Source organism: Streptomyces cynarae (genome assembly GCF_025642135.1).
Classification (GTDB): domain Bacteria; phylum Actinomycetota; class Actinomycetes; order Streptomycetales; family Streptomycetaceae; genus Streptomyces; species Streptomyces cynarae.
Genome location: NZ_CP106793.1, coordinates 8,910,245 through 8,923,565 on the forward strand (window position 1 = coordinate 8,910,245; position 13,321 = coordinate 8,923,565).

Genomic DNA, 13,321 nt, shown 5'->3' on the forward strand with positions numbered 1-13,321 from the left:
CCCCGCAGGCGGCGCGCGAGCGCCGTACGCCCGCCGCCCGCGGGGGCCCGCCAGACGCGCAAGGAGATGTGATGAGCCTGCTCCGACAGCAGGGACCCCCGGCGGCCGTACCCCTGAACCAACCCGTCACCAGCGAGGGCCCCGCCCACGCCGCCGGCCGGAAGGCGGGTCGGCGCAGCGGACAGCTGTCCGGTCGCACCCGGCACAAGGCCATGGGCCTGTTGCTGGTCACCCCGTTCGGCCTGCTCTTCGCCGGCTTCCTGGTGGCACCGCTGGCGTACGCCTTCTGGCTGAGCCTGAGGACCTCCACCCTTGTGGGCGGTGACCACTTCAGCTGGTTCGCCAACTACAAGCAGACCTTCACCGACCCGCACTTCCTGTCCGGTGTGCGCCGCGTGCTGGTCTTCGGCGTGGTGCAGATCCCGCTGATGCTGGGGCTGGCTCTGCTCGGCGCGCTGATCATCGACGAGGTCACCAGCCGCCTCGCCAAGGTGTTCCGCATGACGCTGTTCATGCCGTACGCCGTGCCCGCGGTGATCGGCGCGCTGATGTGGGGCTTCCTCTACAGCCCCACCTTCGGCCCGGTGAACTCCTTGAGCAACGCGCTCGGTCTGGGGAAGTTCGACCTGCTGGGTCACAGCCTGATGCTGACCTCGCTCGGCAACATCGTGACCTGGCAGTGGACCGGCTACAACATGATCGTCCTGTACGCGGCCCTGCAAGGTCTGCCCCGCGAGGTCTACGAGGCGGCCAAGCTGGACGGGGCCGGCCAGATCCAGACGGCCCTGCGCATCAAGATCCCGATGGTCTCTTCGGCGCTGGTGCTCACCTTGATGTTCACCATCATCGGCACGCTCCAGTTCTTCACCGAGCCACGGGTCCTGGAGCCGACGGCGTCCTCGGTGATCAGCCCGGACTACACACCGAACTTGTACGCCTACAACCTCGCCTTCCAGTACTCGGAGTTCAACTACTCCGCTGCCATTTCCTTCTCGCTCGGAGCGGTGGTCTTCATCGGCTCCTACCTCTTCCTGTTCGCCACGCGTAAAAGGAGCGGACTGAAGTGACGACCGCCGCTGCCCCCGTTCCCACCGTTGCCGCCGCCCGGGCGCCCCGCGTCAAGTCCTCCGCCAGGGGGCGCGTCACCGTCAACGCTGTGATGGTGGCGATGATCCTTTACTTCCTGATGCCGTTCTGGTGGCTTGTCGTCGCGGCCACGAAGAACAACGACGCCCTGTTCTCCACCGCGGCACTGTGGTTCCACTCGCCGGGGTCGTTCTTCGACAACGTCCAGCAGCTGTTCACGTACGACGACGGCGAGTACCTGCGCTGGATGGGCAACACCGTGATCTACGCGGGCGTCAGCGGGGTCGGTGCCACCGCCGTTGCGACCCTTGCCGGGTACGCCTTCGCCAAGTACCGCTTCCCCGGCCGAAACCTGCTCTTCTCCAGCCTCCTCGGCGCCATCATGGTCCCGGCGACCGCGCTGGCCATCCCCACCTACCTGCTGCTGAGCAAGGTGGCGCTGACCAACACGATGTGGGCGGTCATCCTGCCCTCGCTGCTCAACCCGTTCGGCGTCTACCTGGTGCGGGTGTACGTGCAGGAGTCCCTGCCGGACGAACTGCTGGAGGCCGCCCGCGTGGACGGCGCCGGCGAGATGCGGGTGCTGTTCAATGTGGCGCTGCCGACACTGAAGCCCGCGCTGGTGACCGTGCTGCTGTTCTCCATGGTCGGCACCTGGAACAACTTCTTCCTGCCGCTGGTGATGCTCAACAACGACAAGCTGTTCCCGCTCACCGTGGGCCTTCAGTCCTGGTACCAGGGAGCGCTGATCCAGTCCGGCGCCAACGCGCTGTTCACCCTCGTCATCGCGGGTTCTCTGGTGGCGATCCTCCCGCTGATCGTCGCCTTCCTCCTCCTGCAGCGGTACTGGCGTGGCGGTCTGACCGTCGGAAGCCTCAAGTAGCCGGAAGCCTCACGTAGCCCCTGCCCCCTCTTCTCGACCACCTCCCGGAGCGACCTTCCATGCTGCACGCCTCCCTGACCGTCGACCCCGCCTTCCGCGTCGCCGACGTGAGTCCCCGTACCTTCGGCTCGTTCGTCGAGCACATGGGCCGCTGCGTCTACACCGGCATCTACGAACCCGGCCACCCGCAGGCCGACGAGGACGGCCTGCGCCGCGACGTCCTGGACCTGGTGCGCGAGCTGGGCGTGACCACCGTCCGCTATCCCGGCGGCAACTTCGTCTCCGGCTTCCGCTGGGAGGACAGCGTCGGCCCGGTCGCCGACCGACCCACCCGTCTGGACCTCGCCTGGCACAGCACCGAGACCAACGCCTTTGGCCTGCACGAGTTCCACCGCTGGGCGCAGAAAGCCGGCGTCGAGCCGATGATGGCCGTCAACCTCGGCACCCGTGGCGTCGCCGAGGCCCTGGACCTGCTCGAGTACTGCAACCACCCGGGCGGCACCGCCTGGTCCGACCAGCGGATCAAGAACGGCGCCCCCGACCCCTTCGGCATCCGCATGTGGTGCCTGGGCAACGAGATGGACGGCCCCTGGCAGACCGGCCACAAGACCGCCGCCGAGTACGGCCGTATCGCCGCCGAGACCGGCCGGGCCATGCGCATGGTCGACCCCACGCTGGAACTGATCGCCTGCGGCAGCTCCAGCTCCTCGATGCCGACCTTCGGCGCCTGGGAGGCCACCGTGCTGGAGGAGGCGTACGAGCAGGTCGACTACATCTCCTGCCACGCCTACTACGAGGAGCTCGACGGCGACCTCGGCAGCTTCCTGGCCTCCGGCGTCGACATGGACCACTTCGTGGAGTCCGTGGTCTCCACCGCCGACCACGTCCGGGCCAAGCTGCGCCAGAAGAAGCGGATCAACCTCTCCTTCGACGAGTGGAACGTCTGGTACAACACCCGATTCGAAGCCCAGGACAAGCCCACCGACTGGGCCGTGGCCCCCCGGGTCATCGAGGACGAGTACAACGTGGCCGACGCCGTCGTGGTCGGCGGCCTGCTGATCAGCCTGCTGCGGCACAGCGACCGCGTCACCGCGGCCTGCCTCGCCCAGCTCGTCAACGTCATCGCGCCCATCCGCAGCGAGCCCGGCGGCCCCAGCTGGCGGCAGACCACCTTCCACCCCTTCGCGCAGGCCGCCCGGCACGCCCGCGGCACGGTTCTGCGGGTGGAGCCGGTCGCCCCCGTGTACGACACGAAGCGGTTCGGCGAGGTCTCGGTCGTCGACGCCGTCGCCACGCACCTGGCCGGCGCGGACGGGGCCGACGAGCTCACCGTCTTCGCCGTCAACCGGCACCAGAGCGAGGACGTCGAACTCGCCATCGACCTGCGGGCGTTCCCCGGTTACACGCCGGTGGAACACTCGGTGCTCAACGACACCGACGTCCGCGCCACCAACACCCAGGACAACCCCGGCCGGGTCCGCCCGCGCGAGGCCGGCACCGGTTTCGTCACCGACGGACGGCTCACCGTGAGCCTGCCGCCCGTCTCCTGGAACGTCATCCGGCTGCGCCACGCCGGCTGACGCACCCCCTCCGACACCCGCCGCTCCCAACCCCCTTTTCCCCCTGCGGAGCGGCGGGCCCCGCACCACCCCCTCTTCCCGGACATCCCTTGGGAGCCGCCCATGTCCACCACCAGGGAAGGCGCCAGACTCCGCGCCGTACCCCGACCCCAGGCGATCACCCTGCTGCTGGCCCTGCTCGCAGCCGCCGTCGCCCTCGTCCTGCCCGCCTCCGGCCAGGCGCACGCCGTCTCGCGCGCGACCCAGACGATGTACACCTCACCGTCGAGCGCCCCGTCGCCCGGCGCGCTCTACCCGCGCGCCGTGCGCCTGCAGTACAGCGGTGCGTCCAACGGCACCCTGCTGGCCACGTTCGAGCAGTACAGCTCGGGCACCCCCGTCTTCCCGATCTACCGAAGCACCGACAACGGCAACAGCTGGACGCAGATCTCCAGCATCAGCGACACCCACAACGGCTACGGCATGCGCTACCAGCCGTTCCTGTACGAGCTGCCGACCGCCGTCGGCGGCTTCCCGGCCGGCACGATCCTCGCCGCGGGCAACTCCATCCCGAACGACCTGTCCTCGACCGAGCTGGACCTGTACGCCAGCACGGACCACGGCAGCACCTGGTCGTTCGTCAGCACCATCGCCACCGGCGGCAAGGCCGACGTCACCAACGGCCAGACCCCCGTGTGGGAGCCGTTCCTGATGGTGTCCGGCTCCAAGCTGATCGTGTACTACTCCGACCAGCGTGACCCCAACCACGCCCAGAAGATCGTCCACCAGACCACCACCGACGGCATCACCTGGTCCTCCACCGTGGACGACGTGGCCATGCCGACCTACACCGACCGCCCCGGCATGCCGATCGTCGCGCAACTGCCCAACGGCAACTATGTGATGACGTACGAGTACGGGGGCGCACCCGAAGCCAACTTCGCGGTCTACTACAAGATCTCCTCCGACCCCGAGGCGTTCGGCTCCGTCACCGGCACCGTCCTGAGGTCCACCGACGGGTACGTGCCCACCAGCGCCCCGTACATCACCTGGCTTCCCACCGGCGGTCCCAACGGCACCCTGGCGGTCAGCGCCCAGAGCACCACCGACCTCTTCCTGAACACGCAGAACGGCGCGGCGGGCGCCTGGACGCGCATCGCCTCCACCGTCCCCCGCGGCTACAGCCGCGGCATGGTACCCCTCGCCGACGGCCACAGCCTGGAAATCTTCAGCGCGGGCGTGGTCAGCAGCACCGTTGAGAACCCGGTCACCTACGGCACGATCGACCTGGGCGGCGGCATCTCCGACGGTGCGACCTACACCATGTCCAACGCCAACAGCCACCTGATGCTGACCATCGTCGGCGGCACCACCACCAACGGCACCTTCGCCACCCAGCAGAACGCCGACAACGCCACCGACCAGCAGTGGAAGTTCGTCCAGCAGCCGTCGGGCTACTTCAAGATCTTCAACGTGGCCAGCGGCAAGCTCCTGGGCGTGCAGAACGCCTCCACCGCCAACGGCGCCAAGGTCCTGCAGTGGGACGACAACGGCACCCTCGACCACGAGTGGGCCGTCGCCCCGAACCCGGCGGGCGGCTTCACGGCCGTCAACCGCAACAGCGGCAAGTACCTGGAGATCCCCAGCGCGTCCACCACCGTCGGCACCGCCGCCGGGCAGTGGGACAACACCGGCTGCGCCTGCCAGCGCTGGAACCTCGCCCAGACCGCGCTGCCGAACCTGGCCACCGGCCAGTACCGCCTGATCAACAAGAACAGCGGCAAGTTCCTTGAGATGCCCGGCGCCTCCACCACGGTGGGCAAGCAGGCCGGCCAGTGGGTGAACACCGCCAACAACTGCCAGCTGTGGACCTTCACGGCGCAGAGCGGCGGGGCCTGGACCGTGAAGAACGTCAACAGCGGTCTGTTCCTCGACAACAACGGCTCGGCCTCGGCCGGCGCGGCCGTCGTCCAGAACTCGTCGTCCACCGCGAACGGCCAGAAGTGGACGCTCACGGACGCCGGCAACGGCTACTTCAAGCTCGTCAACGTCGGCAGCGGCCTGGTGGCGGACGTCGCCTCGGCCTCCACCGCCAACGGCGCGCTGATCGTCCAGTCGGCGGACAACGGAGCCGACGACGAGCTCTGGCAGATCGCCCGGGTCAACTGACCGATTCCTTCAGCCACCGGGGCCCGGTTGCCGGCCGGGCCCCGCTCCCTCTCAAAGGCGTACACAAACCCCTTGCCGTCCACTCGAACATCGATCGAAGTACCGAACAATCCGTACATGAAAGAAGAAGGGCCGCCGTGATGGAAGAACCCTGTGTTGTCGGCGTCGACTTCGGCACCCTGTCCGGCCGTGCCGTCGTCGTCCGTGTCCGGGACGGCGCGGAGCTCGCGTCGGCGGAGCACGCCTACACCCACGCCGTCCTGGACCGCACCCTGCCCGACGGCACCCGGCTGCCCCCCGACTGGGCCCTCCAGGTCCCCTCGGACTACGTCGCCGTCCTGCGCAACGCCATACCCGAGGCCCTGGCCCGCGCCGGGGTACGCCCGGACCAGGTCATCGGCATCGGAACCGACTTCACCGCCTGCACGGTCCTGCCGGTCCTCGCCGACGGCACCCCCCTGTGCGAACTCGCCGAATACACCGCCCGCCCGCACGCCTACGTCAAGCTGTGGCGCCACCACGCCGCCCAGGGCCAGGCCGACCGGATCAACGCGCTGGCCGCCGAACGCAAGGAGCCGTGGCTGCAGCGGTACGGCGGGAAGATCTCCTCGGAGTGGGAGTTCGCCAAGGCCCTGCAGGTCCTGGAGGAGGACCCGGAGATCTACCACCGCACCGAGCGGTGGCTGGAGGCAGCCGACTGGATCGTGTGGCGGCTGTGCGGCACCTACGTCCGCAACGCCTGCACCGCCGGCTACAAGGGGCAGTACCAGGACGGGGCCTACCCGTCGCCCGAGTACCTGGCGGCCCTGCACCCGGACTTCGCCGGCTTCGTCACCGACAAGCTGGACCAGCCGATCGGACAGCTGGGCGCCGCTGCAGGGCGGTTGACGGCTGAGGCCGCGGCCTGGACGGGGCTGCCGGAGGGCATCGCGGTCTGCGTCGGAAACGTCGACGCCCATGTCACGGCCCCGGCGGCGAAGGCTGTCGAACCGGGACAGATGGTCGCCATCATGGGGACCTCCACCTGCCACGTGATGAGCTCCGATCAGCAGGCCTCAGTGCCGGGCATGTGCGGTGTCGTGGACGGCGGAATCCTGCCGGGACTGTGGGGTTACGAAGCCGGCCAGAGCGGTGTCGGCGACATCTTCGCCTGGTGCGTACGCACCGGCTTCCCCGCCGAGTACGCCGAGAAGGCCACGGCCGCGGGCCAGAGCCCGCACGAGTACTTGACCGCCCTCGCCGCCGAACAGAAGGTCGGTGAGCACGGACTCCTGGCCCTGGACTGGCACAGCGGCAACCGCTCGGTGCTGGTCGACCACGACCTCAGCGGCCTGCTCATCGGCCAGACCCTGTCCACCCGCCCCGAGGACGTCTACCGCGCCCTGCTGGAGGCCACCGCCTTCGGCACCCGCACCATCATCGACGCCTTCGAGGCCGCCGCCGTACCGGTGAAGGAACTGATCATCGCGGGTGGCCTGACGAAGAACGCACTGCTGATGCAGATCTACGCGGACGTCACCCGCCGCCCGCTGAGCGTCATCGGCTCCACCCAGGGCCCGGCCCTCGGCGCCGCCATGCACGCCGCCGTCGCCGCCGGAGCGTACCCCGACATCCGCGCAGCCGCCCACGCCATGGGCAAGGTCCAGCGCCGGACCTACGTACCCGACCCCGAACGTGCGGCGGCTTACGAGCGCCTGTACGCGGAGTACCGGGTGCTGCACGACTACTTCGGCCGCGGCACCAACGACGTCATGCACCGCCTGCGCCGCATCCGCACCGAAGCCTCCGTCTGAGCCACTTTGTGAAAGGAACCGCCATGACGACACAACCGCAGCCCTACGACAGCCACGAGATCTGGTTCCTCACCGGCAGCCAGGGCCTGTACGGCGAGGAGACCCTGGCCCAGGTCGCCTACCAGTCCCGGAAGATCGCCGAGCGCCTCGACGCGGCGAGCGAGATCCCCTTGCGGATCGTGTTCAAGCCGGTCCTCACCGACGCCGAGTCGATCCGCCGCCTGTGCCTGGAGGCCACCGCCTCCGACACCTGCGTCGGCGTGATCGTCTGGATGCACACCTTCTCCCCGGCGAAGATGTGGATCGCCGGACTGAGCGCGCTGGACCGGCCTGTACTGCACCTGCACACCCAGTACAACCTGTCGCTGCCCTGGTCGAGCATCGACATGGACTTCATGAACCTCAACCAGGCCGCCCACGGCGACCGCGAGTTCGCGCACATCGAGGCCCGCGTCGGCGTCAACCGCAAGATCGTCGCCGGCCACACCACGGACCCGCGGGTCGTGGGGCGTGTCGCCGCCTGGGCACGGGCCGCCGCCGGCCGCCACACGGCACGCACCCTGCGCTTGGCCCGCTTCGGCGACAACATGCGCGACGTCGCCGTCACCGAGGGCGACAAGGTCGAGGCGCAGCTGCGGTTCGGCTTCTCGGTGAACACCTACAGCGTCAACGACCTGGTGGCCGTGGTCGACGACGTCGAGGACAAGGCGGCCGCCGAACTCGCCGCCGAGTACGTCGAGTCGTACGACGTGGTCCCCGCCCTGCGCCCCGGCGGCATCCGCCACGACTCACTGCTGTACGCCGCCCGCCAGGAACTGGGCCTGCGCACCTTCCTCACCGAAGGCGGCTTCACCGCCTTCACCACCAACTTCGAGGACCTCGGCGGACTGCGCCAGCTCCCCGGCATCGCCGTCCAGCGCCTGATGGCCGACGGGTTCGGCTTCGGCGGCGAGGGCGACTGGAAGACCTCCGCCCTGCTGCGCACGATGAAGGTCATGGGCGCCCGACGTCCCGGCGGCACCACCTTCATGGAGGACTACACCTACCACCTCGGCCCCGGCACCCCGCGCGTCCTCGGCGCCCACATGCTGGAGGTCTGCCCGTCGGTGGCCGCAGACCGCCCCCGCTGCGAGATCCACCCGCTGTCCATCGGCGGCCGCGAGGACCCGGTCCGCCTGGTCTTCGACGCCGCCGAGGGGCCCGCCGTCGTCGTCGGCCTCTCCGACCTCGGGGACCGCTTCCGGCTGACCGCGAACGAGGTCGACGTCATGGCCCCGAGCCAGCCGCTGCCCCATCTGCCGGTAGCCAGGGCCGTGTGGAAGCCGCGTCCCTCCCTGGCGGAGTCGGCCGAGAGCTGGCTGCTCGCCGGTGCCCCGCACCACACCGTGCTCAGCTCCGCCGTCGACACGGAGACCCTGACCGACTTCGCCGCCATGACGGGCGTCGAACTGCTCACCATCGACGAGCACACCAGTTCCGAACAACTCGCCAAGGAAATCCGCTGGAACGCCGCCTACCACCGCCTCGCCCAGGCGCTGTGAGAGAGGAAGGGACCATGACCACAGCTGTCCCAGAGAGCCTCCGCCAGGAGGTACTGGAGGCGAACCTCGCCATTCCCCAGGTCGGCCTTGCGACCCTGACCTGGGGCAACGTCAGCGGAGTCGACCGTAAGTCGGGGGTGTTCGTCATCAAGCCCTCCGGAGTCCCCTACGAGGACCTCACCCTTGACCACCTGGTGACGGTACGCCTGTCCGACGGCGCCGTCGTCGACGGCGACCTGCGCCCCTCCACCGACACCGAGACCCACCGCTGCCTGTACCTCGCGTTCCCCTCCATCGGCGGGATCACGCACACCCACTCCACCCGCGCCGTCGCCTTCGCCCAGGCCCGCCGAGACATACCCGTCCTCGGCACCACCCACGCCGACACCTTCAACGGCCCTGTGCCCGTCACCCGTGACCTCACCGAGGAGGAGTGCGCGAAGGACTACGAGTACAACACCGGCCACGTCATCGTGGACCTCCTCGACTGCAACGACGACAAGGCCGTCGAGGTCCCCGCCGCCCTCGTCGCCGGCCACGGCCCGTTCACCTGGGGCGCCACCGCCCGCAAGTCCCTGGAACACGCGATCATCTGCGAGGCCGTCGCCGACATGGCTCTGCACACCATGTCCCTGTCACCCACGGCCCCGCCGCCTCGGCACCTGCTGGAGCGCCACTACACCCGCAAGCACGGCCCTGACGCCTACTACGGCAATCCGGATCCGGTGATGCCCTGACGCTTCCCCGAGCTCCCGTCACCGGCGCCCCCCGCGGTGCAGCCGAGGCACATCGAACCTGGCGTTTCCCCAGCCGCACTGAGTGCGTGTCTTTGAAGTTCAGACAGGTGGCGTCCTCCGAGAAGGACTCGCCTGTCTGAGCCAGGGAGGCCGGCGTTCCTGACCGTGACGATTGATGATCAAAATACGATCTCCCAGCTGATCAGGAAGAGAGCTGCCATGCATAGAAGCCGCGTATACGCCGTTCTGATCGACACACCCGAGGCCGAGGCTGCCAAGTCAGCGGACTTCTGGTCGGCAGCCCTCGGTGTTACTGCCCGACCGTTTCCCCCGGCACCGGAGTTCACCACACTCCATCAGGCCCTGCCGGGGCTGATCATGGCAGTCCAAGCGGTCGACGACGCACCTCGGATCCACCTGGACATCGAGACCGACGACATAGAGGCGGAAACCGCGCGCTTGATCGCTCTGGGTGCCGAGCAGGTGTCGCAGTGGCAGGAGTGCCGTGTACTGCGAGTGCCTGGCGGTCACTTGATGTGCGTACTACCTGTGGAGAGCGACCCAGACACTTTCCGAGCACAAGCCAACGTCTGGCCATGACGATGCAGTGTGGCATGCCGCCAGGAGTGACCTGCGCGCCAACCTTGTCATCTGTCAGTGGTCACGTAATTCCCCACGATTTGCATGATCGGCGTCATATAATTCCCCATACTTGCGGTCACGATTCCCCAGAGGGACGCGTGCCGCCCGAACGCGGCCACGGCCCGTTGCCCGGCGTTGGGGCGGGCCAGGTACCGGCCGGCGTTGACTTGCCCGCGCCGGCGGCGCCGATCAGCACCACCAGGCAGTTCACATCCAGCTCTCGCTGGGCCCATCCAGGCACGACCGGGCGAGACCGCCATGTCCCGTCTTGCAGCCCCCGGGGTTGTGCCGCCGCCTTCGCGACTTTAGTAACGGACGGCCTGCGCTCACACAGCTGAGGCCAAGCCTGTGGTGCGTGACCGTCCCACATGGTCAACCGCATGGAGTAACTGGCGTGTGCGGTTGCCCGTGCATCAGGGCCGCCTTCGCGGCAGGTAGGTGGTCGGACTGCCGCTTGCCAGAGCAAGCAGCTCGCGGAGCGATCTTCGGCACTGGTGCGCAGGATGGGTTCCGGTTGCCCAGCCCGTGCAGGGGACGGGGGGTGGCTCTTCTTCGTGCGGGGTGTGATGCCCGCACCGATCTCACCTGGAGTAGCTGATGGCAGCGATGACGGATGTGCTGGTACCGGCGTTGGAGGACGCCCGTGAGGCTCACGCCGCGGTTGTCGACCGGTTCCGGATGGATGTGACGATCACGCCGCCCGGTGCCCGCCGGCAAAGACTCGAGCGCCAGGTCGCTGATCCGGAGGACCACCTGGGGCGTATCGAGGACCGGGTACGCGCGATGCGGCCCCCTCGCGGAGCGTAGTCCGCTGCCGCGCAGTTCGTGCGATTCGCGGCGCGCGGCGCTGTGCGGGTGACCATGCTGCCCGTGGAGGTCGCGGTGGCGGCGATGACGGAGATGGCAGACGGCGAGCGGCTGGCCCATGAGCGCCGTCTGCTGAAGAACGCCGAGGACGAATACGCGGCGGCAGCGCGGGCTCTGGCGGCGTGCCAGGCGGGGGAGAAGATCGCCGAACAGCTCCATGACCTTCCCGGTGTCGGGACAGCCCACGAACTTGTACACCCAGTGCCCCATAGCTTCCTCCGCGGGATTCAACGAGAGCTGCGCTGATCGGTCAGGCACGAGGGCTTTGGATACGCCCGAACAGTGCAGGGTCGTAGGGGTGTAGGCAGGAGGAGCCAGTGGCCGGTCATGAGGTGTATGCCGCCAGCGCGTTGTCGGTGGTGGCGGCGATTCTGCTCGTGCGATGGTGCCTGGCGGGCCCAGGTGGCAGGCCACGCGCTGCTGCCGTGTCCCGCCGTGTCTTGCGCTGGACGGTCCTGAGGGAGGGTCGGCGCACGGGCTCCACCGCGGCCCAAGCCGGGCAGCGCGTGCCGACGGACGCGCCCTGCGCTCAGCGGGTGGTGCAGGAGGCCGAAGACCTCGTGCACGGCTACTGGCGCCAGCTCAGTCCCCTCTACCTGTCCAAGCGCGACCACCATCAGCACTGAGCCGACTGGGCAGCGCATGGCTGGTACGGGGGGCCGGTCAGGTGGTGAGTGCTTGGCGCAGGGTTTCGCGGCAGTCGATGACGGAGTCGACGCCGACGATCTGCAGGGTGCGCATCACGGCCTCGCCCGGTGCGGCCAGGCGCAGCCAGCCGCCGGCCTCGGTGAGGGTGTGGTGGGCGGCGATGAAGATGTTGATGCCGGTGGAGTCCATGAAGGTGACCCGGCTCAGATCGACCACGGTGCGGGGGTGGGGAGTTCCGGAGGCGTCCAAGGCCTGGCGGAGCGTCTGGCCGGTGTCGTGGTCGATCTCTCCCGCCAAGGTCAGCACACGGATGCCGTCGGTGGTGTTGGAGACAACCGACAGCTGTCCTGGCTGCGCAAGCTGTTCGGTGTCCGCCATCTCTCCTTCGGCCATGTCGGTGATACTGGCACACCAAGACCTCACCTGCACTGCCGCCCTGTACAGAGCGGGTAATGCCCTCGCGACCACAGCGTAAAGCGTGCACCAAGCATGCGTGGGTACGCACATGGTCCGAACAGGGCAGGAGAAACGAGCCGCGATGGGACCAGCCCCGTGGGTGAGGACAGTGCGGTACCGGATGATCAGTTCATACAGGCCACGGTGGCCCTGGAAGGCGACGGAACGTGCATCGCCCGGGCCCGCCACCTCGCCGCCGGCTTCCTCACGCGCGTCCAGACCGAGCACGGTCTGCCGGTCTCGCAGCGTGCCCTGGACCTGACCCAGCTGGTGGTCAGCGAGCTGGCGACCAATGCCCGCAAGTACGCGCCGGGACCGGTGCTGATGGATCTGTGCATCGTCGGCGACGCGGTGGAGGGTGTGGTGTGGGACTGCGATCCGGTGCTGCCGTTGGCCCGGGCCGCCGACGCGGGACGGGTGGGCCAGCACGGTCTGGAGATCGTCAGGGCCGTCTCCCAGGGCTTCGAAGCGCAGCGGGAACCGCTCGGCAACGCATCACCGTCCGCATCGCCCTCCTGGACGACCCTGGCGCCGCCGTCGGACACCGGCCCCTGTAGGCCGACGGGGTCGCCCCCGTCAGCCGGGGGGTGAGTCGGTGGCGTGGCGGGCCAGCGCTGCGTGCAGTTCCCCGAGAAGGACGTCGGGCAGCGCCGCGCCTTGGGCGTGTTTGAGGACCTGTTCAGCGACCTGGGCGAGTTTGATGTTGGTGTGCTGGGAGACCTCCCGCAGCACCGTGAAGCCGTCGCTCGGGGATATCTGTCCCAGAACGGTCAGGACGCCGATGGCCTGGTCGACGACGGCGTGCGAGGCGAGTGCTTGCTTCAGTTGTCTGTTCTCCGCACGCAGCCGTTCCAACTCTTCCGCCAGCTCGTCGGCCGACGCCGACGTGAACCTCGGGCGGGAATAGGCGGATGAGGCCATGGCAATCACCAAGAAGAAC

At 68.7% G+C, this 13,321-nt stretch carries 13 protein-coding genes and 1 pseudogene; 12 read left to right on the top strand and 2 right to left on the bottom strand.

Annotated elements, in window-relative coordinates; translation table 11 throughout:
- The first annotated feature begins 71 nt into the window (after window positions 1-71).
- The 11 genes from N8I84_RS40445 to N8I84_RS40495 all read left to right on the top strand — a co-directional run bounded on the left by N8I84_RS40445 (window position 72) and on the right by N8I84_RS40495 (window position 11,903).
- The gene (locus N8I84_RS40445) at window positions 72-1,067 is read left to right on the top strand and encodes a carbohydrate ABC transporter permease (RefSeq protein ID WP_263234487.1); all 996 of its coding nucleotides are present in this window, start codon (window positions 72-74) and stop codon (window positions 1,065-1,067) included.
- A complete protein-coding gene (locus N8I84_RS40450) occupies window positions 1,064-1,969 on the top strand; it encodes a carbohydrate ABC transporter permease (protein WP_263234488.1) in 906 nt (301 codons plus the stop codon). Before N8I84_RS40445 ends, N8I84_RS40450 begins: the two co-directional genes overlap by 4 nt.
- A 59-nt stretch (window positions 1,970-2,028) precedes the next feature.
- Window positions 2,029-3,549 (top strand): arabinosylfuranosidase ArfA, encoded by a 1,521-nt coding sequence (arfA, locus tag N8I84_RS40455; protein ID WP_263234490.1) that lies wholly within the window; start codon window positions 2,029-2,031, stop codon window positions 3,547-3,549.
- Between the two features lie 102 nt (window positions 3,550-3,651).
- Window positions 3,652-5,697, top strand: coding sequence for an RICIN domain-containing protein (locus tag N8I84_RS40460; protein ID WP_263234491.1), 2,046 nt, complete (start codon window positions 3,652-3,654; stop codon window positions 5,695-5,697).
- A gap of 140 nt (window positions 5,698-5,837) precedes the next feature.
- The gene (araB, locus tag N8I84_RS40465; protein WP_263235043.1) at window positions 5,838-7,490 is read left to right on the top strand and encodes a ribulokinase; all 1,653 of its coding nucleotides are present in this window, start codon (window positions 5,838-5,840) and stop codon (window positions 7,488-7,490) included.
- Between the two features lie 23 nt (window positions 7,491-7,513).
- Entirely contained in the window at window positions 7,514-9,031 is a 1,518-nt protein-coding gene (gene araA / locus N8I84_RS40470) for an L-arabinose isomerase (protein WP_263234493.1), read from the top strand.
- Window positions 9,032-9,045: 14 nt separating this feature from the next.
- Window positions 9,046-9,768: an L-ribulose-5-phosphate 4-epimerase AraD gene (gene araD / locus N8I84_RS40475; protein ID WP_263234495.1), complete on the top strand. Its 723-nt coding sequence runs from the start codon at window positions 9,046-9,048 to the stop codon at window positions 9,766-9,768.
- A 165-nt stretch (window positions 9,769-9,933) separates the two neighbouring features.
- Entirely contained in the window at window positions 9,934-10,368 is a 435-nt protein-coding gene (locus N8I84_RS40480) for a VOC family protein (RefSeq protein ID WP_263234496.1), read from the top strand.
- 639 nt (window positions 10,369-11,007) lie between these two features.
- On the top strand, window positions 11,008-11,217 hold the full coding sequence (locus tag N8I84_RS40485) for a hypothetical protein (RefSeq protein WP_263234498.1): 210 nt from the start codon (window positions 11,008-11,010) through the stop codon (window positions 11,215-11,217).
- A gap of 48 nt (window positions 11,218-11,265) precedes the next feature.
- Window positions 11,266-11,523, top strand: coding sequence for a hypothetical protein (locus N8I84_RS40490; protein WP_263234499.1), 258 nt, complete (start codon window positions 11,266-11,268; stop codon window positions 11,521-11,523).
- A gap of 179 nt (window positions 11,524-11,702) precedes the next feature.
- Window positions 11,703-11,903, top strand: a complete 201-nt coding sequence (locus N8I84_RS40495; RefSeq protein ID WP_263234501.1) for a hypothetical protein — start codon at window positions 11,703-11,705, stop codon at window positions 11,901-11,903.
- A gap of 37 nt (window positions 11,904-11,940) precedes the next feature.
- On the opposite strand, the gene N8I84_RS40500 is transcribed toward N8I84_RS40495, so the two are convergent.
- Window positions 11,941-12,318, bottom strand: coding sequence for an STAS domain-containing protein (locus tag N8I84_RS40500; protein WP_263234503.1), 378 nt, complete (start codon window positions 12,316-12,318; stop codon window positions 11,941-11,943).
- A gap of 96 nt (window positions 12,319-12,414) precedes the next feature.
- Between N8I84_RS40500 and N8I84_RS40505 the strand changes: the two are divergent.
- Window positions 12,415-12,938 (top strand): annotated as a pseudogene (locus tag N8I84_RS40505) (ATP-binding protein).
- 19 nt (window positions 12,939-12,957) lie between these two features.
- Here the strand turns inward: N8I84_RS40505 and N8I84_RS40510 are convergent.
- On the bottom strand, window positions 12,958-13,302 hold the full coding sequence (locus N8I84_RS40510) for an ANTAR domain-containing protein (protein ID WP_263234505.1): 345 nt from the start codon (window positions 13,300-13,302) through the stop codon (window positions 12,958-12,960).
- Between the last annotated feature and the right edge of the window lie 19 nt (window positions 13,303-13,321).